Origin of the sequence: Cedecea lapagei (genome assembly GCF_900635955.1) — a bacterium.
Lineage (GTDB): Bacteria > Pseudomonadota > Gammaproteobacteria > Enterobacterales > Enterobacteriaceae > Cedecea > Cedecea lapagei.
On the sequence record NZ_LR134201.1, the window covers coordinates 3,626,230 to 3,647,815 of the forward strand.

Annotated in this window: 18 protein-coding genes; 11 read left to right on the forward strand and 7 right to left on the reverse strand. The window is 54.5% G+C overall.

The genetic code is table 11. The features are described 5' to 3' along the window. Positions 1 to 81: 81 nt before the first annotated feature. From EL098_RS17720 to tssH, 3 genes are all read right to left on the reverse strand, one after another. Positions 82 to 855, reverse strand: a complete 774-nt coding sequence (locus tag EL098_RS17720; RefSeq protein WP_164716904.1) for a fimbrial biogenesis chaperone — start codon at positions 853 to 855, stop codon at positions 82 to 84. A 98-nt stretch (positions 856 to 953) separates the two neighbouring features. After that, on the reverse strand, positions 954 to 1,487 hold the full coding sequence (locus tag EL098_RS17725; protein ID WP_126357406.1) for a fimbrial protein: 534 nt from the start codon (positions 1,485 to 1,487) through the stop codon (positions 954 to 956). Between the two features lie 74 nt (positions 1,488 to 1,561). Beyond that, entirely contained in the window at positions 1,562 to 4,258 is a 2,697-nt protein-coding gene (tssH, locus tag EL098_RS17730; protein ID WP_126357407.1) for a type VI secretion system ATPase TssH, read from the reverse strand. A 367-nt stretch (positions 4,259 to 4,625) separates the two neighbouring features. On the opposite strand from tssH, the gene tssF reads away from it, so the two are divergent. From tssF to EL098_RS17765, 7 genes are read left to right on the forward strand one after another with little or no spacing between them, the layout of a single operon-like run. Continuing rightward, positions 4,626 to 6,506 carry a type VI secretion system baseplate subunit TssF gene (gene tssF / locus EL098_RS17735; protein ID WP_126357408.1) on the forward strand — a complete coding sequence of 627 codons (1,881 nt, stop codon included), beginning with the start codon at positions 4,626 to 4,628 and terminating at the stop codon, positions 6,504 to 6,506. Further along, the gene (gene tssG, locus EL098_RS17740) at positions 6,503 to 7,531 is read left to right on the forward strand and encodes a type VI secretion system baseplate subunit TssG (RefSeq protein ID WP_126357409.1); all 1,029 of its coding nucleotides are present in this window, start codon (positions 6,503 to 6,505) and stop codon (positions 7,529 to 7,531) included. Before tssF ends, tssG begins: the two co-directional genes overlap by 4 nt. Before the next feature lie 45 nt (positions 7,532 to 7,576). Beyond that, entirely contained in the window at positions 7,577 to 8,659 is a 1,083-nt protein-coding gene (locus tag EL098_RS17745) for a type VI secretion system protein TssA (RefSeq protein ID WP_126357410.1), read from the forward strand. 3 nt (positions 8,660 to 8,662) lie between these two features. After that, entirely contained in the window at positions 8,663 to 9,658 is a 996-nt protein-coding gene (locus EL098_RS17750) for a fimbrial protein (RefSeq protein WP_126357411.1), read from the forward strand. A 17-nt stretch (positions 9,659 to 9,675) separates the two neighbouring features. Further along, positions 9,676 to 11,022 (forward strand): GlcNAc-transferase family protein, encoded by a 1,347-nt coding sequence (locus EL098_RS17755; protein WP_126357412.1) that lies wholly within the window; start codon positions 9,676 to 9,678, stop codon positions 11,020 to 11,022. Then, a complete protein-coding gene (locus tag EL098_RS17760; protein WP_126357413.1) occupies positions 11,016 to 12,845 on the forward strand; it encodes an OmpA family protein in 1,830 nt (609 codons plus the stop codon). Before EL098_RS17755 ends, EL098_RS17760 begins: the two co-directional genes overlap by 7 nt. Positions 12,846 to 12,856: 11 nt before the next feature. Next, on the forward strand, positions 12,857 to 13,348 hold the full coding sequence (locus EL098_RS17765) for a DcrB-related protein (RefSeq protein WP_126357414.1): 492 nt from the start codon (positions 12,857 to 12,859) through the stop codon (positions 13,346 to 13,348). Between the two features lie 79 nt (positions 13,349 to 13,427). Here EL098_RS17765 and EL098_RS17770 read toward each other — a convergent pair whose 3' ends face one another. Beyond that, positions 13,428 to 14,093, reverse strand: a complete 666-nt coding sequence (locus tag EL098_RS17770; protein WP_232012243.1) for a glycosyltransferase family 25 protein — start codon at positions 14,091 to 14,093, stop codon at positions 13,428 to 13,430. Between the two features lie 453 nt (positions 14,094 to 14,546). Between EL098_RS17770 and EL098_RS17775 the strand changes: the two genes are divergently transcribed. From EL098_RS17775 to EL098_RS17790, 4 genes are all read left to right on the forward strand, one after another. Next, a complete protein-coding gene (locus EL098_RS17775; protein ID WP_126357416.1) occupies positions 14,547 to 15,686 on the forward strand; it encodes a D-alanyl-lipoteichoic acid biosynthesis protein DltD in 1,140 nt (379 codons plus the stop codon). Positions 15,687 to 15,812: 126 nt separating this feature from the next. Next, the gene (locus EL098_RS17780) at positions 15,813 to 16,931 is read left to right on the forward strand and encodes a membrane-bound O-acyltransferase family protein (RefSeq protein WP_126358501.1); all 1,119 of its coding nucleotides are present in this window, start codon (positions 15,813 to 15,815) and stop codon (positions 16,929 to 16,931) included. Continuing rightward, the gene (locus tag EL098_RS17785; protein ID WP_126357417.1) at positions 16,928 to 18,361 is read left to right on the forward strand and encodes an AMP-binding protein; all 1,434 of its coding nucleotides are present in this window, start codon (positions 16,928 to 16,930) and stop codon (positions 18,359 to 18,361) included. The genes EL098_RS17780 and EL098_RS17785 overlap by 4 nt, the downstream gene beginning before the upstream one ends. 17 nt (positions 18,362 to 18,378) lie before the next feature. Beyond that, complete coding sequence (locus EL098_RS17790) at positions 18,379 to 18,597, forward strand: acyl carrier protein (RefSeq protein WP_126357418.1); 219 nt, start codon at positions 18,379 to 18,381, stop codon at positions 18,595 to 18,597. 89 nt (positions 18,598 to 18,686) lie between these two features. Here EL098_RS17790 and EL098_RS17795 read toward each other — a convergent pair whose 3' ends face one another. From EL098_RS17795 to fimG, 3 genes are read right to left on the reverse strand one after another with little or no spacing between them, the layout of a single operon-like run. Beyond that, a complete protein-coding gene (locus tag EL098_RS17795; RefSeq protein WP_232012244.1) occupies positions 18,687 to 20,162 on the reverse strand; it encodes an EAL domain-containing protein in 1,476 nt (491 codons plus the stop codon). Further along, a complete protein-coding gene (locus EL098_RS17800; protein WP_126357419.1) occupies positions 20,149 to 21,054 on the reverse strand; it encodes a fimbrial protein in 906 nt (301 codons plus the stop codon). The genes EL098_RS17795 and EL098_RS17800 overlap by 14 nt, the downstream gene beginning before the upstream one ends. Positions 21,055 to 21,070: 16 nt before the next feature. Next, positions 21,071 to 21,574, reverse strand: a complete 504-nt coding sequence (gene fimG, locus EL098_RS17805) for a type 1 fimbrial minor subunit FimG (protein WP_126357420.1) — start codon at positions 21,572 to 21,574, stop codon at positions 21,071 to 21,073. Positions 21,575 to 21,586 lie beyond the last annotated feature (12 nt).

Sequence of the window (21,586 nt, forward strand, 5' to 3'; positions counted from 1 at the left end):
CCCTGACTCCCTGACCACAAAGCGTAAGCATCCCGCTTTAACTTAAAAGCATTTCAGACCCAGTTGAAAAACGGATGAGATTTATTTCTGCTTTCTTTCCAGCGTTAGCTTATTTCCCGCAGCGGGTAGCAAGCGATATTCAATTACGCTGCCATAATCATTAATTAAACGCACCGTCGCGCTAGCGAACGCGCCGGATAAAGCACCTTTATGTAGAGGCGCAAACTCTTTACTGCTAAACGGGGCAATCATATCAACGGACAGCGGCTGTTTTGCCGAGCCGGATTCCACCGATGCACTGTCAAAAGAGAAATAATATGGAGTAGGATTGGTGACTTTAATGCCTTTTGCTGCCCCCATATTCTCCCATGTCAATTTATCAACCTCACCTAAGCTACTATTTTTCAATACTGCCGGGCGGTAAAATATTTTAATTCGGGTACGGAACGCCAGCTCCAGATGATCGGTTTCTTTAGCCGATTCTTTCATCGGCGGGATCTCTAACAGGTTGAACCAAAAAACAGACTCGCGATCCTGAGGCAGGGTCATGCCGTTGTAAATCAGGCGAACACTCTGCCCCTTGCCCGGCTCAACGCGGTACACCGGAGGCGTGGCGGCAAAAGGAACTTTGATCTTATTAATGTCTTCATTCGTGCCGCCATCATCCACCCAGACCTGCACCAGCAAAGGGATCGTACCTTTATTGGTGGTGCGTACCGTCTGCTCTCTTTCATCACCGGGGAATATAATACGAGTGCCAGATATCGTCATCCCGGAAAACGCCGCCTGGGAGACGGTTAGCAGGAAAATAAATACAGCTGTTAGTTTTAAAGATATTGCATGTTTATATTTCATAGCACGGCCTTGCGCGTATAACATCCCACCTGAAATGAAAACAGGTTTTATTAATGGGGCGATTTCTCGCCCCTAACTTCAAGTGACAGGCAAACCTGTTATGGGTAAGCCAGGGTGTAGTTAGCTATAGCCTTAACCTGACCTGCGGTGGTGGCAGCAGTCGCGTAGTAACCACCGTAGTAACGCATAGTGGCTTTACCGCCAGTCACTGGAGCCGGCGCACCGGTTTCGCCCAGCTTCAGCTGCTGCTCGTCGGAGTTGTACAGACGAACTTCAACGTTATTTGCACTGTTGGTCGTTGCGCTGTTGGTCAGGTTACCGGTCTGGCTGTTCACACCGCTGCTGCCGATAGCTTCGAAGTGAGCAGCCACCTGGGTGATACCCTCTGGGCAGTTTTCAACGTTCAGATCGAAACCTTTAGAACCGGCGACATCACCCACTTTGGCGAGAGTCTGAATGGCGACTTTAGGCAGCTGAACCTGACGATCCACGGAATCGCTGGCGATGGTGCAGGTATCGGCGACCAGTTCACCGTTGAAGGTAACAGTACCCTGAGTTTCATTCGCCGCCAGAGCAGAGGTTGATACTGCAGCCAAAGCCATGGCGCACAGCGTCATTTTAAATTTATGCATGATATAATTCCCTATATTTCAGTAAGTAAAAACCAGAAAGAGATATAAATAACTGTTGATGTAACTTCCTTAAATTACGCGGTTGGCAACTCCTCCATTTGTTGGATAATTTCAATGCCTTTTTCATGTGAATAAACCACACGCATGGCCACATTTTTATTTTGTGCAGCTGCTGCGCTAGTCGAATTTAAGATAGCTACGCCAACTTTCGGCAAAATGTTTTTCTCAATAAAGCGGATCAGCATCCTTGCGCCGGTTTCCGCTACCGGACACTGCTCCACGACGTGCTGTACCAGTTCTTCGCTGAAACTTAAATCAAGCTCATAATTCGCCATCGCGCGTTCAGCAATGCGGTTCAGGTGAATATTTACAATATGCTGGAGCGACGATGTCGCCAGCGGTAAATAAGGTATGACGGTGACCCTGCCTAAAAATGCCGCCGGGAAGACCTTGAGCAACGCGGGCTGAATGACCTTTAACAAACTCTCTTCGTCCGGCAGGGTGTCGGGGTCAGCGCAGGCGCTGCTGATAATGTCGCTGCCGGTATTGCTGGTCAGCAATATAATGGTGTTGCGAAAATCAATCTGTCTCCCCTCACCGTCTTCCATCGCCCCTTTATCAAAGACCTGGAAGAACAGTTCATGCACGTCGGAGTGCGCTTTTTCCACCTCATCCAGCAGAATGACGCTGTAGGGTTTACGCCTGACGGCCTCGGTTAACACCCCGCCCTCACCATAGCCGACATAGCCAGGAGGTGACCCCTTCAGGGAAGAGACGGTATGAGCCTCCTGGTATTCGCTCATGTTAATGGTGATAAGGTTTTGCTCTCCGCCATACAGCTGGCTGGCAATCGCTAAAGCCGTCTCGGTTTTACCGACCCCGGAAGGCCCCACCAGCATAAAGACGCCAAACGGTTTTTTCGGATCAGCCAGCCCTGCGCGGGCGGTCTGAATGCTCTGGCTCAGGCATTCCAGCGCGTACTGCTGCCCAATCACGCGCTCGGCCAGCCGCTGCGGCAGCTCCATCACCGCGCTAACGTCATCTTTCAGTACCTGGCCCACCGGGATCCCCGTCCAGTTCGCCACTATCGAAGCGACGACATCGGCGTTGACCTCGGCCTGAACCAGCGGCTGCTCGCCGCGTATTTCGCTCAGCGTGGCCTCAAGCTCACCTAAACGCTGCTGCAGATAAGCAACCTTTTCCGTCTCAAGCACCTCGGTATCTTCGACCGTCGCGGCAAGAAGCTGCTGACGAGTGTCGATAATACTGGCCACGAGTTCACACTCCTGCCCCCAGCGGCTGCCCAGGATCTGCGCGTTTTCGGCGTGTTCGGAAATCGCGTTCTGGATAGGCTCTCTGCGCTTATCATCTTCTTTCCCGAAGCCGATGGCTTTTTCAAGCAGCGACAGTTCGGCCTGAGCTGACTCACTGTGGAACTTCAGCATCTGCAGCTCAGCCGGCGGCGCATGCTGCGCCACGGCGACTCGGGCGCAGGCGGTATCCAGCAGGCTGATGGCCTTATCGGGCAGCTGGCGGGCCGGAATATAGCGGTGTGAGAGCCTGACGGCAGCGCGGATCGCTTCATCCATAATCCACACGCCGTGGTGCTTCTCCAGCACCGGCAAAAGTCCGCGTACCATCGCAATCGCCAACGCTTCTGAAGGCTCTTCCACCTGCAGGACCTGAAAACGGCGCGTCAGGGCAGGATCTTTCTCAATATGGCGTTTGAACTCGCTCCAGGTGGTTGCGCCAATCGTGCGCAGCTGCCCGCGAGCCAGCATCGGCTTCATCAGGTTTGCAGCATCGCCGGTGCCGGCGTTACCGCCAGCCCCCACTAGGGTATGGACTTCGTCAATAAACAGGATGACGGGCTCCGCTGAATTAACCGCCTCTTCCAGCACGGCTTTCAGGCGAGCCTCAAATTCCCCTTTCATGCTGGCCCCTGCGGAGAGGGCGACAACATCCAGCGTAAGCAGGCGAACGTTTTGCAGAGAAGGAGGAACGTCACCAGCCGCAATGGCTAGCGCGAGCCCTTCCACTACCGCCGTTTTACCGACCCCGGCTTCACCGGTGAGCAGCGGGTTGTTCTGACGGCGGCGCAGCAGGATATCGACCATGGTGTTGATCTCTTTATCGCGCCCCAGAACGGGATCGATTTTCCCCTCTCGCGCCAGCGCCGTGAGATCGGTTGAATATTGCGCCAGCCCGCCGCTCTGGCTGCTTCCCATCGCGTTGCTCGCTTCGCCAGGCACGCCGGCTTCACCTGACACCGCGGCGCCACCGGCCAGGTCATTTTGCTCGGCAGACTCCCGGGTGATGTAGCCAAGATCCTTGCTTAAATGCTCCAGCGGGATCTTTTCAAACGCCGGCGAGATAGCAAACAGCGCACGACGTAGCTCCATCGTCGTCAGCAAGGCAATCAACAAGTGGCCGCTGCGGATGCAGGTGTTATGGCACTCCAGGCTGGCAAATACCCACGAGCGCTCAATAGCCAGCTCAATGTGGTAAGAGAAATCAGAGATAGCGCTGGCGCCCGCGGGCAGACGAGTCAGCGCCTGAGAGAAATCGCGCTCCAGCATTTCAGCATCCAGCTCAAAGTGCCGAATGATGTGCCGAATGTCGCTGTCCTGCTGCTGGTATACCTGATTTAACCAGTGCACCAGTTCAACATAGGGATTACCGCGTAATTTACACAGCGTTGTGGCGCTCTCTACGCCTTTAAACAAGATGGTATTTAGCTTACCGAATAGGTTTTTTCTGGTTATCGCCACGTTAAAACTCGCCCTGTTTTAATTCGATGATTCGATTGTTTTATATATCCACTTATCCACATGGATCAGAGAGCCGAAACAACGCATCAAGCGCATCACGGAACGTTACTTGCGGTGCATGGTAATTAACAAAAATAAAAATAAAAACCCTTCAAAGCAGACATTCAGAGTTTTAAGAATTACGCCCGAAAGCCATTCTTAAATTAGCTAAAACGCATGTCGCAGGCATACGAAAATTTAACGTTTACTTTTAGAATCAGGCTCACAAACAGAAGAAACGGTCCGAAATAAAGATTCTTTCTGGCTTCAGGCATTAATCTCCAGCACGGCAATAAAATATTTGCTGTATTAATTGACAGGGTGACAAGTGGAACACAACTTTCTGGATTACTACAATCGGGAGCTGACTTTCGTCAGAGAAATGGCGCAAGAGTTTGCCGAACGTCATCCCAAGATTGCCGGGCGGTTGGGGATGAACGGCATTGAGATTGCCGATCCTTACGTTGAGCGTTTAATCGAAGCTTTCTGTTTCTTATCGGCCAGAACGCAGATAAAGCTGGACGCGGAATTTCCTAAATTCACCCAGCGCCTGCTGGATATTGTCTATCCCAACTATAACTCCCCCACCCCGTCCATGGGAGTGGTACAGCTGGAGCCTAACCTTAGCGAAGGGGATCTCACCCAGGGCTACAGGATCCCAAAGCAGAGCGCCTTTTATAGCCGAATTTTGCCCGGAGAGATGACCCGCTGCGAGTTCAGGAACAACCAGGACGTGACGCTCTGGCCGCTGGAGATAGCCGAAGTTCGCCTGACCTCGATACCACCGGATATCCCTAATCTTGAGCACTACCGCATCAAGCACCATCAATTAAAGGGTGCTTTGCGCATTAAACTGAAGCTGCAGGGTGAGCTGGTCTTTTCTGAACTAAAAGGGCTTGATGAACTGCCGATATATATTCAGGGAGATGAGCGTATCGTCTCTCATACTTTCGAGCTTCTTCACGGAAGCCACGTTGCCATGGTTGTGCGCAGCGGTGAGCAGGAAAAAAACCGCTATTACGTCATCAACGAACGGCCGTTAAAATTTGAAGGCATGGCACCGGATCAGAGTTTATTACCGCTGCAGTGGAATATGTTCCACGGCCACACTTTAATTCAGGAATATATTTCATGCCGTGAAAGATTTTATTTTTTCTCGCTCACACAATTAGCCGAATCCCTCGCAGAAAATAATACCAATGAGGTAGAGATTATTATCCTGTTGAATAAACTCCCGCAGGATTTGGTCGCTCACCTGGACGCCTCGCGCTTTCTGTTATTCTGTACGCCGGTGATTAATCTTTTCCCGAAACGCGTCGACAGAATTGAGGTCAACCGGGCACTTAATAACTTCCATATCGTGCCCGACCGCAGCCGCCCTCTCGACTACGAGGTGTTCTCGGTCAATAAGGTGTTTGGCCTGCAGGCCGAAACCAGCGAAGAGCTGACGTTTAACCCACTCTATCAAACCCGCCACAGCGATACCGGGAACTTTGGTCGCTATTTTTCCGTCAACCGCACGGTGAGGACCAAAGAGTCCAGCAGTCGAAAATACGATACGCGCACGCCCTATAGCGGGACGGAAATTTTTATCTCGCTGGTCGATCAGCAGGAGGCGCCCTACGGCGAGCATATTCGCTATCTGCTGGTCGATGCCATGGTCACCAACCGTGATTTGCCCCGGCTGCTGACCAGCAGCGGGAGCCTCGATCTGACCATGTCAGACTCGGTGCCGATTCACGGCGCTCGCTTTGTGAGTGCGCCCAGCGCGCCGCGTTCGCCGTTTGCTGTCGGTGAATCAGCCTGGCGCCTGATTCGTCAGCTCAGCTTTAACTATCTGCCGCTGTCGGACATGGAGCATGCCCAGGGAGGTGAAGCCCTGCGTAATATGCTGCGGCTGTTCACAACCGCATCCGATCTGGAGTCCATGGCGCAAATCAACAGCCTCGTTGGCTGTCAAACCCGCCCGGTGGTTCGCCGGCTCTCGGAGGAAGGGCTGCTGGTTTACGGACGCGGCGTGAGCTGTAGCCTGACCGTTGACGAAGAGGGATTCTCCGGCGTCAGCCCTTATCTGTTTGGGCTGATTATGGAGAACTACCTGTCGCGCCATGCCGCCATCAATATCTTTACCGAAACGGAGCTGCACTCCATGCAGCGAGGCCTGGTAGCGCGCTGGAAAGCCCGTCCGGGCAGGCGAGGCGCGCTATGACATCGCCGAATTCGCCGCAGGGTACCTCTTTGCCGCCAGGGCTGGAAAACTGGTTCGATCCCAGCGCGCCCTGGGATGCCGGGTTTATCAGCATTATGCGGGCCATTGCCGCCCGCACCCCGTCCCTGCCGCCACCGGGGAAAGCCTCTCTGCCTTCTCAGGAACGCTTCCGGCTGGGACAGGTTTCCAGCATGGCCTTCTCCCCGCGCGAGATAGCCGCCATCCAGCAGCAGGACGACAAAATCAAGCTACAGCTTTTTGGGCTGGGGATTTGGGGCGCCCAGGGAGCGATGCCGCTGCACCTTTCCGAGCTGGCCTACTCCCGGTACGAGCAGCATGACCCTACGCTGATTGATTTTGTCGATATCTTCCACCACCGGGCGCTTAGCCAGTTTTATCGGGCCTGGTTCTTGTCGCAGGATACGGCCTCGCTCGACCGCAAAGAGGACGAGCGCTTTTCGTTTTACGTCGGCAGCCTGGTAGGGCTGGATCCCGCCGAGCTCGATCCCGCGCCGCTGCCGATACACGCCCGCCTGGCGTCCTCAGCCCACCTGATCCGCGAGGCACGTAACCCTGATGGCCTGTTAGGCGCGATGGAGTACTACTTCCAGGTCCCGGTGCAGATGGAGGAATTCGAGCTGCAGTGGATTTTCCTTGAGGGGAAGGATCAAACCGCGCTGGGAGAGGAAAGCTGCGCCGCGCTGCTGGGTGACGGAGCCATTCTCGGCAATACCGTGCTCGACCGGCAGCATAAATTCAAGCTAATGATGGGACCGCTGACGCTGGCTCAGTACATGCTGTTTAGCCCCTGGGGCAGCGACATGGCGGTGCTGCGCGAGCTGGTCCGGAGCTTTATTGGCTTTGAGTATGCCTGGGATGTCCAGCTGGTCCTTGCCGCCGATCAGGTTCCCCTCTCCACCTTAGACGGCAGCCACCAGTTGGGCTATGCCAGCTGGCTGGAGAGGGAAACCAACGATACCCCGGTCTTCGGCATGAGCTTTGAACCAGAGATGTATCGCCGCTAGTCCCTCACCTGGAGAGGACGTAACCATGGATGAAAACACACGCTCATGAATCAACACGACAGCCTGACCTGCTCAGACTATTACCAGTCTCTGATGCAGCCTATTCCGGGCGATGCCCCCTGCGGCGAAGCGCTCGATTACGATCCCGCCTTCATCATGCTGCAGTCGCGCCTGCAGCCAAAGCTGGGGGCTGAATACGGCAACTTCGTCGAAGCCGCCGAGCCGGTGAACTGGACCGAAACAGAGCGAGACTGCCTGGCCCTGCTGCAAAAAAGCAAAGATATTCGCCTGATGGTGATTTTGATGCGCTGCCGCCTGCGCAAGAAGGGGCTTTCTGCAATGGCGGAAGGCACCGAAGCGATCCTCGCCCTGCTGCGAACCTGGCCGGACGATCTTCACCCGCAGCTGCTGGACGAAGGAGAATTCGACCCGATGCTGCGGGCAAATGCCGTCGCCGAGCTGGAGGATCTGGGCGGTCTGCTGCTGGATCTGCGTAACCAGACGCTGCCCAAAGCCTCCGGGCTGCAAATCACCGTTAAAGAGTTTGAGAGGGCTCACCAGGTGCCCAGAGAAGAGGGAGCGCTGTCGGACGAGGCCGTCGCCGCCATTATTCACGAATGGCATACCAGCGCCCGGGAAGCGATCCGCCCGCTGACGCAGGCCCATCACTTTTTAGAGCAGATAAAACAGACGCTGGCGGAGAGCCTGGGGCATGAGGCGCCGGAGCTGCCGGTATTGTCCAACATTCTCGGTATGTTTAGCCGCGAGTTTGGCAGCGAGGCGCCCGCCGTGGAGACCCCGTTACACAAAATGCCAGAAAGCGTGGCCGAGCCTGCGCCAACGCCAGTGCCTTACCAGGATGCTTCGGCGGCGCCTGAAGCCGCCTGGCAGCCGCCTGCTGTAGCGCCCCGTCCCGCCCGACCGGCGTCTCAAAAAGGGATCAATACGCGAACAGAAGCGATCCAGCGTCTGCAGGAAATCCGCAGTTGGTTTGCCACGACCGAGCCCAGCAGCCCGCTGGTGCCGGTGCTGAAATACGCGGAGGAGAGCATCGGTAAAAGCTTTGCCGAGCTACAAAAAATGTACCCCCCTGAAATCATCGCCATGCTGAATCAAGAAAAGGAATAAATAATGTTAAGGATACTTACCATCCTGATTTCCGGACTGCTGATGTCGCCAGGCGCATGGGCCGTCTGTACACTCGCGCGCGGCACGCCTACCCCCCTGATGATTCCCTCGAAGACGATCATTGTTGCCGCCGACGCGCCGGTCAGCACCTCAACGCCCATTGCGCAATACGACAGTCCGCCGGTCGGCGGGGCTGGTGTCGGTTATGACGACTGTATTGAAGGGACAGAGTACGGCAAACGCGCGGTGTCGCTGTCCGGGCAGGATTCGTCCACGAGGATTTATGCGACCAATATTCCCGGTATCGGCATCAAAATGCTGGCGAGTAACGGCTCAGCTTTTGGTAATTTCCCATCAACCAGTAGCCTGCATTTTTCTGACGGCAGTGCAGTGGGCACGCTCGACATTCCACCGCAATCTTTTTACCGGATTGAGTTTTATAAACTCAGCAATAACCTGCGCCTGACGAATTCGACGACCGGGGATACCGTTCTGCCTCCCGGGATGATTGGCTATAACTACATCCTGTCGGCGAACCCCGCCTCCTTCACCCATAGCCTCTCTATCGGTGAAATGAAAATTATCAGCACCCCGGCCTGTACTGCGGATAATGCCAAAACCGTCGATTTTAACAACGTGACGCCCACGCTGCTGAAGGCCGGCGTCACCCGCAATCTGGACTTCGCCATCGTCTGTAAAAGTGACTATGGCTCCTACTCTGCCACCGCCTCGATGATTACCGACACGCCAACGGCCGACGGCGGCTTTATCCGCATCAAAGATTCGGACGGCAATATGGATCGCTTAAAAATCCGCATTACCGACGGCGAAAATCAAGTGATGAAAGTCGACGGATCCACCGCTGAATCTTCAAGGGTTATCACCAGCCAGGGCCCAGCTGAATTCGCCTGGAAGGCGACGCTGCTGCCGGGCAACGGTACCGCACCTGCCGGCGGCACATTCACCGCAAAAGCAGAAATTATTTTTAATATTCAGTAAGTCAGGGAATAAGGACGATGGGCAACCCCGCGACACTTTTTATCAGCATCGCCAGCTATCGGGATCCACAGCTGATCCCGACGCTTGAGGACATGCTGCGTCATGCCAGGCATCCTGAAAATCTACACATTGCCGTCTGCTGGCAGGACGATCGGGATCTCAGCCTTTTTACCCGGCGCGGTTTTATTCCCGCTGGCAGCCGCTCTGTGGCCGGGCATGAGGCCGTGGCTTTTCATTTTCAGCAGGCCCGAATCGAACTTATCAGCGTGCACTACTATGCCAGCCAGGGAGCCTGCTGGGCGCGTAGCCTGGCGGAGTCGCTGTTTGAGGGAGAAGACTATTTTCTGCAGATTGACTCCCACTGCCGGTTTATTCCCGGCTGGGATAGCGAAATGATGGCCATGCTCCACACGCTGGAGGAAAAATGTTCCCGGCCAATACTCTCCTCCTACCCGCCTGCTTTTGTTCCGGGCGAAGACGAAGAGGCGAGTAAAAAGCGCTATGTGAGCCGTTTAATCTTCCGGGAGTTCAACCCGCAGGGGCTGCCGATGTTCAGCTCTACCCCCTTTGAGTCCCCAGAGCCCGTGAGGGGCAGCTATCTTGCCGGAGGGTTTATTTTTACCCGCGGCGACTTTGTCCGGGAGATCCCCAACGATCCGCAGATTTTCTTTGCGGGCGAGGAGATAGCCATGGCCGTGCGCGCCTTTAGCTACGGCTACGACATTTACCATCCCCACAAACCCCTGCTGTGGCACTACTACCAGCGCAAAGAGCACAGCAAAGTTTGGGGCGACCACACCAACCTTGCGAAAGAGCAGGGAGCGGTTGAGATGGCGTGGTGGGAGAGAGACGCCACGTCGAAACAGCGCGTCAGGGCCGTACTGGGCCTTGAACCGGCGCCCGATGTCGGGCTGGCTCCCTACGGGTTGGGGAAAACAAGAACCCTGGAACAGTTTGAGTATCAGGCCGGTATTTGCCTGCAAAACGGCACCGTTTTACCCGAAGTCATGGGTGCCGGGAAGGTCAATTTCTTCCCCGACCCGCCCGCAAGCCGAAGCGAATGGCTGTGCCGTCAGCATGCCTGGTATAAGAAAACCCTGACGCTGAAAAAGGCAGACTATAAGGCAGACACCGACGACATCAGCGCCCTGCATCTCAGCGTCTATAACCAGCAGAATGAGCTGTTCCATAAGTGCACATTCGCACGCAGCGAACTGGATGAACTACGCCAAAAGACGAGCACGGAAGAGATTACGCTTCCGGTTGAATTTAAAACTACCAGCCTCAGCAAGCCCACAGTTATCCGACTCTGTACATGGTCAGATAGCTCGGGCTGGGGCAGCGTCACGGAGAGGACATGGTGAAAAGTGAGGCCCTTTTTTGTCGATTAGTCAGCGTGGATACCCTGTTTTCCTTTGACGGGATTATTCCTTCTGCGCCGGATTTTCAGCTCAGGCTGATCTCACTGATTGAGCAGCTGAATAAAGCGCTGCTGGCCGAGAGCCAGACGCCGGAGGAGAGCGAGGCGCTGTGCCGGGCGCTGTGCTGCTATTTTGATAAACGCCTGAGCGGTAATGCACAGAATAACTCCCTGTCCTGGCAGCGTTATTCGCTGGTGCAGTATTTTTATGGCTTTGTCGACAGCGATGAAGATCTTTCCCTTTCTGCCCAGCTCGATGCTCTGCTCAATGCCGACAGCGAAACCATTTTCCGCTACGCCTGGAAGCTGCTTACCTTAACGATGCAAATCGAAGGCAGCACCGATGCCCTGGTCTCGCTGCGGGCGGCTAAACGCGCCCGCTATTTTTCCCGTGCGCGGCCGGAGCTTCCGCCTGCTGAACACGCCACGGCATCATGGGTTAGCCAGCAGGCTGAAGCCGCGGGCTCGCCGCGTCTGATGATCTTCGTCATCGGGCCTTTTGCTGGCAAATGGTTCAGCCAGTCTAACCTCTCTTCCGGCAGCGAAAGCGGGATCCTCTGGGTGATCGAGGAGAACGCCAACGGGCTGGCCAAGCGGATGGCGTATTTAAAAAAAAACCACATCACCCTGGCAACAATGGCCTATTTCCCCTTGCTGGCGGATGGCTTCGAAAGCAGCAGCATCATGATCGAGCAAATTACCGCCTGGCAATACGCCTTTTCATCCATCCATCTCTCCGATCCGCTGCCCTGCATGCTGGGGCTGTATACGCGGCTGAGCCAGCAGCGTTTCCCTCACGATCCGGACCGGGCCATCTGGACCGGCGGGCTTGCCGAGCCGCCTTACGGCCACCTCAAGCTTGAGCAGCATTGGGCTAAGCTGCTGGCCGAGCTGGATGCCAACGACGAGGGCAAAGATCTGTACGCTATTCAGCGTCATGCGGTAGCCAATACGCTCCTCTCCTGGCTGGCGGAGAGCCGTATCATGAATGTGATACAGACCCTGTTTGACAGCACGCAGCTCGATTTTGCCGGCATGACCCTCGCCGACCACGGACAGGGATTCACACGCCATGGGGCTTGGTCCCTGTGGCTTTCAGAGCGATACGGTATTTTGCCAGGCCTGTCGGCTTCTATCGCCCTGCCTCCTCTGCCGGCTATTCCCTTACCGCCGGTTGAGGAGCCTGCCCCTACCCCTTCGCCGCTGCCGGAGCCGGAGCCGATTAAGTTCCCCCGGCGTAGACGCTGGCCAAAAGTCGTCACCTCGCTGGCGCTACTGCTTATCCTCGCCGGCGGCATTGGCTACTCCCTTTTTTATGACAGGGGCGAAATTCGTGGCCAGCTTAGCCGAATCAAGCCGCTGCAGGGACTGCTGGAGCAAAAGGATAAGTCCGAAGCGGAAGCATTCCTGAAGATCGTTAACAACGCGGCGTTGTTTGAAAACGGCAGCAGCAATCTGATGCCGGACAGCCAGCAGATTCTTACCCAACTGGTGCCCGACATAGCGCGTAATCCGCAGCAGATGTACCTGATCATTGGCCATTCGGATAACACCGGCTCTGCCGCCGTCAACATGGCGCTGTCCACCGAGCGGGCACGCGTTATCCGCGACTGGCTTGTTGAACACTCAGGCCTGGCCGCCAGCCAGTTTATCGTTGAAGGCGCGGGCAACTCTCGCCCGATTGCCAGTAACGCCACCCAGGAAGGACGCGCGCAAAACCGCCGCGTCGAAATCATTCCGTTATCTATGCAAGACTACAAGGATTGAGAGAGTCGCTTATGAGTAACAAACCTGTGACCTACCCCCTCAATGAGGGCAGTTTCGTGACGTTTAACCCGCAGGAGGATCAGTCGATCAATATCCTTCGGTACATGGATGAGGATCACAATCCGTACAATATCTTGATCAACCGCACCACCCTTGAAGAAGACCAGACCGTCGATCAGTTCTGTGAAAAGCAGTGGGATAAAATGAAACGTTTTGTTCCGGGATTCGAAGTCGAGGGGAAGAACCTCAAGCATGAAATCGGCCCGGCCAAACTGCCGGTACTGCAAACCGCCAATAAGTTTCTCGAGGACGGCACCTGGATCCGCCAGGTCTCCTCTATCGTCACGCTTCCCTGGCACCCGGTGCTGAACCCGAATAAACGCAAGCTGCTGGTGTTTACCCTGGCCGTCAATAATGACTTCACGGAAGCGCAGCGCAAACATTATGTCCGAATTATTAACAGCTTTGTTCCGCTGGAAGCGCCGCTTGGCGAGAGCCAATAGCCTGATAGCGAAAATATAGCTAAAACAGCCCCTCCTGTCCGGGGGGCTGATACTTCAGCCAGCGGTATTCAGCCTAAGATTAAAACGAACCGTAGCGTTTTATCTCTGCGATTGGCCGCTTAAAGTATTGCCGCCTGTCCATCTCCACATGTTCAATATCGCTGAGGCCAGGGCGCTGATGTCCGATACAAGGATAAACGCCATACCAGCGTCCCTCCTCCATAAGTTTTAACCAGTTAGTATCCAGCCCGGCTTTATTGCGTGCTTCGCCTTGCTCCATTCTGTAAATCGCCTGAGAAAAATTATGCATCAGGGTTTTGTAATAAGGGCGGTTAACCAGATAACTGTTTGCCAGAAAAGCAAACTCCACTTTATAAAAGGCAGGCTTCACTTTTTTAATGATGTAATAGCTGGCAGAAAGAAACCCCACATCCCAGTCAGTACGTGCTAACTCACTCAAAAAAACATTAGCTCTTTCAATCGATTGCTCATCATTCTCGAACACCATATCGTCCTCAAGGATCAGGACATTGTTCCAGCCGTTGATTTGCGCCATGATCAGAACATTCAGGTGCGACTTTGCGCAGCCCAGCGCCCCCTCTTCCTCCTCAATAGCGTCAAAATGAATAATTTTCTCTTCCGGAGCCTGAACTTTTTTTAACTCCCCGATAATTTCAGCTTTTCTGTCCGGACGCTTCGCCAGATTAATATAGACAATTTTATCGATCAAACTCCAGTTAATCATGCGCATCCTCAGCCATTCTCAACGGTGACAAAATAGTATTTTACCGCAAATTCTTTTTATCACTGGATACGGTGGCTATTTTAGGATTATGGCTTTATCTCTTCTTCGGCACCGCCGCCCTAAAATATGGCACGCAGGAATATCATCTTTAGGCTTTACCCTTAATTTTGGTAAGCCTGATATTTACTCAACGGGAAAGGCTGCGGTTTTATGCGATAAATACTGCGGACGATAACACCATTGCGCTCCCGCACGGGCGGCCTGGTTTACGCTGAGGGAGCCGCGCAGATTATTATTACTGCGGCAGGTTCATTGTACATACCGTTACACAGCAACGCTCATCATCGGGGGGAAGCCTGGTATATAGTGCTGCCGTACACAGGGATGATTTGTTGTGTTGATAGAAAATAACAAATTTTAAACAAATGGGCGTCATGTAACCTTACGTTAATAATGAACATCAAAAATACTCTCTGCCTGCATATCCTGATGGCGCTGCTTGCCGTCTTGCTCCTTTGCGTTCCAGCCCTGGTGACGAGCTTCTCTGCGCCGCTCACCTTCCAGCCGTTGATTAAATCAATGGAGGGAACGCCGAAAGAACAAAAAGAGAAAATCGCTACGATTTCCCATGCCTTACAGGGCAATGCGCTATTTTTCCTCGGCGCTTCCGAAGTGTCGACATCCGAAGATGAACATTACGCTGTATATAATTACTTTAATAAGCAATTACGTCAGCCGGTGGTGGCCTACGGGGACAGTTATGTTGATAACATTACTCAGTTCCTGCTGCTTTCACGTTTTAAAAACGATCTTAATGCAAACAGCAAAGTTGTTCTGCTGTTTGCCCCCGACAGTTTCTATTTCGACACGATTCCTCCGGCCATTTTTGCCGATCATTTCCCGGCGGCTATTTTCAATCCGCTGATGGCGGACGAAAAAGCCCGTCCTTTGCTGGTCAATTACTTACACCATATTGATGAAGAGGACATTAGCCATTTAACTTTTGGTGAAATGAAAATATACGGCTGGCAGGCGAAAATTATCTGGCAAGAAGTGAATTATGAGTTTGCTAACTTCTGCACGATGGTAAAAAACCACTGGCTGGCGCTGCTGCGTATTGTTCCCGAGCCGCATCGCCCGTGGCCGCATCCGGCTGAAAACTACGTAGCCCCGGACTGGGGCAAAGCGCTGGCTCACGCTCGCGTGCTGAACCAGGCCCGCCAGCAAAGCGCAGCGACATTGTGGATGGACAAAAGCGTTTTTGACGACGAGAAAACGGCGGAGGAGTGGTACGAAACGCCGGTAGTAAACCGCCAGATGGAAGCCTTCCAGGCCACCATAGCGCTGCTCAAATCACGCCACGCCCAGTTTGTGGTGATTGTCGATCCGCTTAACCCATGGGCGCTAAAAAACACCCAAAAATTCCAGCCCGTCGACCGTCAGATAAGGGCATACCTCGAGCAAAACCAGGTGCGCTATTTCGATATGTACGCCCGGCCTTATCAAAACGGCTGGAACTGGGACCGTCTGCATCCAACCGAGCTGGCGTGGGTCGCCATGGACCGCTTTATTGCTGAGAGCTTTTTACGATGAAAACCGCCGTTCGCCTTTTTCTGCTTTATCTCCTGCTGGCAATCACCGTGATTGCGTGGTCCTCCGTGGACGACAGCATGAATATAAAAGTGCACTTTGAATATCAAAAATTCTGAAGGGTGAATGATGTACAGCTCCGGAACCTTTTTTTTCTTTCTGTTTTCATCGGCACTGCTGTTTGCGCTGGTTAATCGCCTGTTCCGTTACCGGCTAACCTATTTAGCGGCTTTTTCGGTGCTGGCGGCGCTGGGCTGGGGATATATCTTCCAGGGCGATTATCTTGTTCCGGTGGCGGTATTCTTCAGCTTTTATATTCTCGTCACCTTAAAAGAAAGAGGCTGGTTAAAAACCTGGCAGGCAGTAAGCCTGACCCTACTGCCGCTGTTTTTGGTGAAATTACACCTGAATAACCACTGGGGCATGATTGGCCTGTCGTTTATGACGTTTCGCGCTATTGATGTGCTGCTTTACCGCAGCAATAAAGATGGCCGAAACTTTTTGCATTATTTCTGCTATCTCTTTATGCCGTTTATTATTCTCGCGGGCCCAATGTACCGCTGGAGAACGTGGGTTGGCGATATTAACAAGCCGGTGTTCAGGCTTACCAGCGCCGCGCTGTTGCTGGCCATCGAACAAATCGTGACCGGCATCGTGCAAAAATTCTTGTTTGCGATGCTGATCGACAACCTGGTGATCGAATCCTGGAGCCACCGGCCGTTTACCCTCACCGTCGGCGTAGTGATGTCGCTCGCCTACAGCGCCTACCTCTACTTTGACTTCGCCGGCTACAGCAATATGGCTATCGGCGCAGGTCGCCTGTTTGGCCTCAATATCCCGGCCAACTTCAATATGCCGGTGCTGGCCAAAAATCCGCAGGACTTCTGGCGCCGCTTCCACATCAGCCTGTCTGAATGGCTGCGCGACGTGGTCTTTATGCCGATTTACATGAACCTGATGAAGCTCGATTTTTTCCGCCAAAACAAAACCCTGGCACAGAACGTGGGCATTTTCTGCACGCTCTTTTGCATGGGGGCCTGGAACGGGCTTGAACGACACTACGTCATCAGCGGCGCGCTGTTCGGCGCTATTTCCGTTGCCCATAACATGCTGCTGTGGTCAGCCAAACGCAGCCCGGCTCTGAGCAACGTCTTGCGTCATCCGGTTAGCGCGTTTTTTGGACGAATTCTGACGCTGGCAAGCGCCGCGGTCTCCCTCTACATCTTTAGTGGAATGTCACCTCTATGAACCTTCACTCCGAGCTTCATGAACTGCAGGATTTTCTGCGTGCGGCATTACTCGACCCCGCGCGTCCAACCCAGTTAGCCATCAGCGGCAGCGATACCGCCCTGACCTGGCAACAGCTTTCCGTCGCCGCCGCCGACTGGGCTCAGCGCTACGCCGCGTGCCAGCAGCCAGCCGGCACGCCGGTTGTGTTATACGGGCACCAGCAGGCCGAGTTTGCCGTCGCAATCTATAGCTGCCTGCTGCACAACATCCCTTATATTCCGGTGGATTGCATCTACCCCCAGGAGCGGCTGAAAGAGATCTGCGCGCTTGCGAGCGCCCCATACTATTACGACGTGGTAACGAAGCAGTTCGTGGCAACCGGCGTGGCGGGAAGCGTTCTGGCTGAGCCAGATTTGGCCTACATCATGTTTACGTCAGGAAGCACCGGAAAACCGAAAGGCGTCCAGATCGGCCGCGAAAGCCTGTGGCACTTTATGAAGTGGGTGCGTCAGGACTTTGCGCTGCCGGAAGTGCCGGTGCTGATGAACCACGCGGTATTCAGCTTCGACCTTTCCCTTATCCCCCTGCTGGCTAACCTCGCCACCGGCGGGCATATCGTGCTGAACGCAAAAGAGGAGATCGCCGCTGAAAACTGGCTGGAGCGTCTGAAAACCAACGGCGTATCGGCCTGGGTTTCAACCCCCTCTTTCGCCTACCAGAAGCTGCTTTCTCCGCAGTTCAACGGCGACTATTTGCCTGAGCTAAGCGTGTTTATTTTCATCGGTGAAGTGCTGAACAAGGCGCTGGTTAAACAGCTCCGCCGCCGCTTCCCGCAGGCCAAAATCCTTAACTCCTACGGCCCGACGGAGGCGACGATCGCCACCACGGTGGTTGAAATTACCGACGAGATCCTGCTCAGCGAAAACGACGTGCTGCCGGTGGGCATCATGATGCCGGAGTCCCGAATGGAAATTACCTCAGAAGGTGAGCTGATTATCTGGGGAAAAAACGTTATGCGAGGCTACCTTGGGCTGCCGCAGGAAAATGCGGCAAAGTTGCTGCACCGCGAAAGCGAGCACTACCGGGGTTACCGGACCGGCGATCTCGGCTATGAAGACGGGCTGCTGTATTGCCAGGGCCGCAACGACAGCCAGATCAAACTGAACGGCTACCGCATTGAAATCAACGAGATTGAAAACCGCCTGCTGGCGATGTCCGGCATTAGCGAAGCCGTGGTGCTGCCGCTGATGAAGTCCGGCGGCGGCGTGCTGCGCATTGCGGCGTTCTGCGTAACCGGCCTGGCGCCGGAAGCGATCAAAAGTTCGCTTGCCAAGGTGATCCCTCCTTATATGGTGCCTTCGCAAATCATTATCAAAGACGCTTTGCCGCTGAACCCTAACGGCAAAATCGACCGCAAGCTGCTGGATACCCAGGCTCGCACGAATTAATGACTCAGGAAACAAAGATGGAACAAGAAATTCTCGCCCTGTTTGAAAAAGTGTTATCCCGTAAAGTGGGCTTTAACGATGAGCTGATTGAGTCCGATATTCTCGACTCTATCCTGGCCGTGGATCTGGTGCTGGAGGTGCAGGACGTGTACGGCTGTACTATCCCGCCAACGGAAGTCGCAACCGTGCTGAAAACCCCGGCGACGCTTGCCAGCTATATCCAGGAGAACCACTAAACCCGCGGGTTCTTAGCCAAACATTCGGGAATCATTCTGCCCCTCCCCCCGGCTCTCTCCCCAATGGGGAGAGGGTAAGAAGCGCTTACTTAAGCGATGGGCTGCACCGTCTCTCTTTTTTTCAAGTCGGCGATCATTTGCGCGAGTTCAAACTTGAAAACGGGCTGAGAGATACTGTATCCCTGAAAAAGATGTACGCCGGACGCCCGCAGCAGACTTAATTTTTCCCGGCTATCAATCCCCTCCGCTACGCAGTGGCTCCCCGTTAGATCACAGTAAAAGGCCAGGCTTTTGATCAGCGCCAGCGCATGAGGTTCATACTGCGCGTCCTCCACCACTTTGCGGTCCAGCTTGTAGTCGTTAAACCGTACCGCACGCACCGGGAAGTAGACGCTGCTCCGGGAAAAGCAATCATCCAGCATGACCCGATACCCCAAATGCTGAAGTTGAGTAATCAAAAACCGGCTCTCATGGCGATCGAGTAAATTCAGGCTTTCTGAGATCTCCAGAACCAGCCTGTCCGTCCAGAACGGATTGATTAGCCGGGTACTCAGCTGCTTGATCATCTCTATGAGGCTTTCGCTGCCTGAAATAGCGGCGGGTATATTGACAGAAAAATAATACGCCCCACGGTACTGGTTAATCCCGCATATAGCCTCCTGCAGCATCAACGCCGTGAGCAGCCGCCAGGCGTAGCCGGAGCGGATCTGCGGCAGGAACTCAGCCGGCTGCATGATTTGCCCGTTTCGTTCCCAGCGGGCAAGAATTTCAAGCCCTTTCAGCTGGATTCCACCATCCACGATAGGCTGGAATACCGGGTAGACCTGGCGGTTATGGATGGCATGAACGAACTCCCTTTCAAAAGGCGACAACGGACTAACTGTCCCGGACGGTAGAGGCCCTTTCTGCTTATTTTTCACCAGCGGCGTTTTCTCGTAGAGCATCGGGTGCGCCATTTTTTTCAGCCCGGATCGTCTTTGCACGTACAGCGTTTTGTGGCTAACGCCTCTTTGCCTCGCCTGCTCCTGAATTGCCTGACCGGCCAGCGAGTCCACCAGCACATCCAGCTCTTTTTTTGTCATCCCTTCCGGCTGGATGCCGCTCACCTGCTCCTCTTCAAGCGCCTGTTTTTTGAGGCTCACGGTACACTCCCAGTCCCGCAGCATCAGCGCCGCCAGGCTGCTGCAGGGCAAATCGGACGGTGCCAGACGAACCCCGCCAAGAAAGCTCTCTTTCTTCACTAACTTTTGCAGCGAACGCCAGATCCATGAGGCTGAACTTCTGCTCAGAATCAGCACCGACAGCCTGCCGCCGTTACGATCGAGCAGGCACGCCACCTGCCGCAATACCACCAGCAGCCAGTACGGCCGATCGGGGAGATAGACCATCAGCCTCGCCCCAGCGTCCCGCAGCTCTGTTTCTTCTCCTGATACCGGAAGAAATACCGTGCGGATTTTTCTCCCTGCCAGCAGGTTTACCAACCCGCTAGCCATCATGTCGCAGGGAGAGAGAATATAATTTACGCCCTCACGCTCACTCGCCGGATCGCCTTCACTGATAAACAAATGTCACCCCAATGATCGACTGCACGTTACCCGCAGTAACCTGCCCGGTGGTGCGGGCATAGGAGGCCGTCAGCCCCAGGTTCACCGGGCTCGTGCCCACCGTGCCCAGCGAAACGGTATTGGCACTTCCGCTGCTGATAGCTGTACCGTTACGCAGCAGCTGAATGCCAATCCCCTGCGCCGGCGAGTTGGCCGACGTATTAGTGAAGATGGAGCTATCGGTTCCCAGCGTGTTGCCCGTCAGGAAGTAGCCAATATTCTGGTTTTGCGCACAGCGCACGGTCAGAGGTGCTGGCGCCGTGCCCGGGTAATCCGGCAGGTTTACCGTAATGTTTCGGGCGGAGACATCACAGCCCCCGGTGGGCACCACGACATCGTTGTTGGCGTAGATATTCCAGTTGATGACCTGACGATTCCCATTCAGGGAGTCCTCTTTTTCCAGAATGAGCTGGGCAATCATTGTGTTGGCTTTAACAACCACGCCGCTCGCGGTGCTGATAGGCGTTAAGTAGAGCACGGCCTGCCAGCCGCGGTAGTCACCCCATGTATGATTCACCCATGCGGTTTCCGTCGTCGTCGGGAAAGGGTATTGCGTGCCGTAGTAGCCTAACGTTCCTCTGAACGAGGAGAGAACTCCCTGATAAGCAGAGCCGGATCTTATCCTCACCGGATCCTTGTAAATGGTTGGCGCATCGTTTTTACACTGAATCGACTGGGAAAGATCGACAACCAGGTTTTGCCCCGTCGAAATGGAAGGGACAAGGTTGACCCGGACGTTGACGGTGCCAGAGCCGCTGATGGATGTCCCCAGAGACTGGCAGGTAAATGCCTGGCTCGCGGCTGACCACCCCATGCCGACCAGCGTGGCCAATAGCATAATGACTTTTTTCATTCCATCCTCCTTGCGATCAGGACCAGGTGTAGGTGACATTGATCACCGCCTGGATCGTTCCCTGGGTCGTTCCGCCGTTAACCGTCAGCGCTCTGACCTGCAGCGGGAAACTGGTGCTCTGGCTTGCGGCATCAACCGCCACGGTTTTATTGGCGCCATTATTCAGCGTCGCTCCGCCGTTATCCTGAAGCTGAAGCTGGAGATTACGCGCCGTCCCCTGGTTGCCGTAATAGCCAGTCGCATCCGCCGTTCCGCTGAAGGTGGCGGTCACTTTTGACGTGCCGTCAGGGCAGTTGGTCAAATTCAGCGTGACGTCGTGCCACTCCGACGACGCCCCGGCCTGCGCCAGGCTGAAGGTATAGAGATCGCCGAGATCGACGGTGGCCGTTGGGGTCGAAATCGTGCAGGGCTTCGCCACCACTTTTCCGTTCACGGTGATGGTGACATCGTCGGCCTTCGCCGTGGAAGAGAGCACTATCAGCGCCCCGACAAGCACCCTTCCGGGTAGAATCCATTTCATGTCCGCCTCCGG

What these genes read in the sequence shown, in the direction of transcription:
- EL098_RS17770 (WP_232012243.1), bottom strand. Translation starts at nt 14,093, where the DNA reads ATGATTAACTGGAGTTTGATCGATAAAATTGTCTATATTAATCTGGCG.
- EL098_RS17765 (WP_126357414.1), top strand. Translation starts at nt 12,857, where the DNA reads ATGAGTAACAAACCTGTGACCTACCCCCTCAATGAGGGCAGTTTCGTG.
- EL098_RS17745 (WP_126357410.1), top strand. Translation starts at nt 7,577, where the DNA reads ATGAATCAACACGACAGCCTGACCTGCTCAGACTATTACCAGTCTCTG.
- EL098_RS17760 (WP_126357413.1), top strand. Translation starts at nt 11,016, where the DNA reads ATGGTGAAAAGTGAGGCCCTTTTTTGTCGATTAGTCAGCGTGGATACC.
- EL098_RS17750 (WP_126357411.1), top strand. Translation starts at nt 8,663, where the DNA reads ATGTTAAGGATACTTACCATCCTGATTTCCGGACTGCTGATGTCGCCA.
- EL098_RS17780 (WP_126358501.1), top strand. Translation starts at nt 15,813, where the DNA reads ATGTACAGCTCCGGAACCTTTTTTTTCTTTCTGTTTTCATCGGCACTG.
- tssG (WP_126357409.1), top strand. Translation starts at nt 6,503, where the DNA reads ATGACATCGCCGAATTCGCCGCAGGGTACCTCTTTGCCGCCAGGGCTG.
- EL098_RS17775 (WP_126357416.1), top strand. Translation starts at nt 14,547, where the DNA reads ATGAACATCAAAAATACTCTCTGCCTGCATATCCTGATGGCGCTGCTT.
- EL098_RS17725 (WP_126357406.1), bottom strand. Translation starts at nt 1,487, where the DNA reads ATGCATAAATTTAAAATGACGCTGTGCGCCATGGCTTTGGCTGCAGTA.
- EL098_RS17790 (WP_126357418.1), top strand. Translation starts at nt 18,379, where the DNA reads ATGGAACAAGAAATTCTCGCCCTGTTTGAAAAAGTGTTATCCCGTAAA.
- EL098_RS17800 (WP_126357419.1), bottom strand. Translation starts at nt 21,054, where the DNA reads ATGAAAAAAGTCATTATGCTATTGGCCACGCTGGTCGGCATGGGGTGG.
- EL098_RS17720 (WP_164716904.1), bottom strand. Translation starts at nt 855, where the DNA reads ATGAAATATAAACATGCAATATCTTTAAAACTAACAGCTGTATTTATT.
- EL098_RS17785 (WP_126357417.1), top strand. Translation starts at nt 16,928, where the DNA reads ATGAACCTTCACTCCGAGCTTCATGAACTGCAGGATTTTCTGCGTGCG.
- EL098_RS17755 (WP_126357412.1), top strand. Translation starts at nt 9,676, where the DNA reads ATGGGCAACCCCGCGACACTTTTTATCAGCATCGCCAGCTATCGGGAT.
- fimG (WP_126357420.1), bottom strand. Translation starts at nt 21,574, where the DNA reads ATGAAATGGATTCTACCCGGAAGGGTGCTTGTCGGGGCGCTGATAGTG.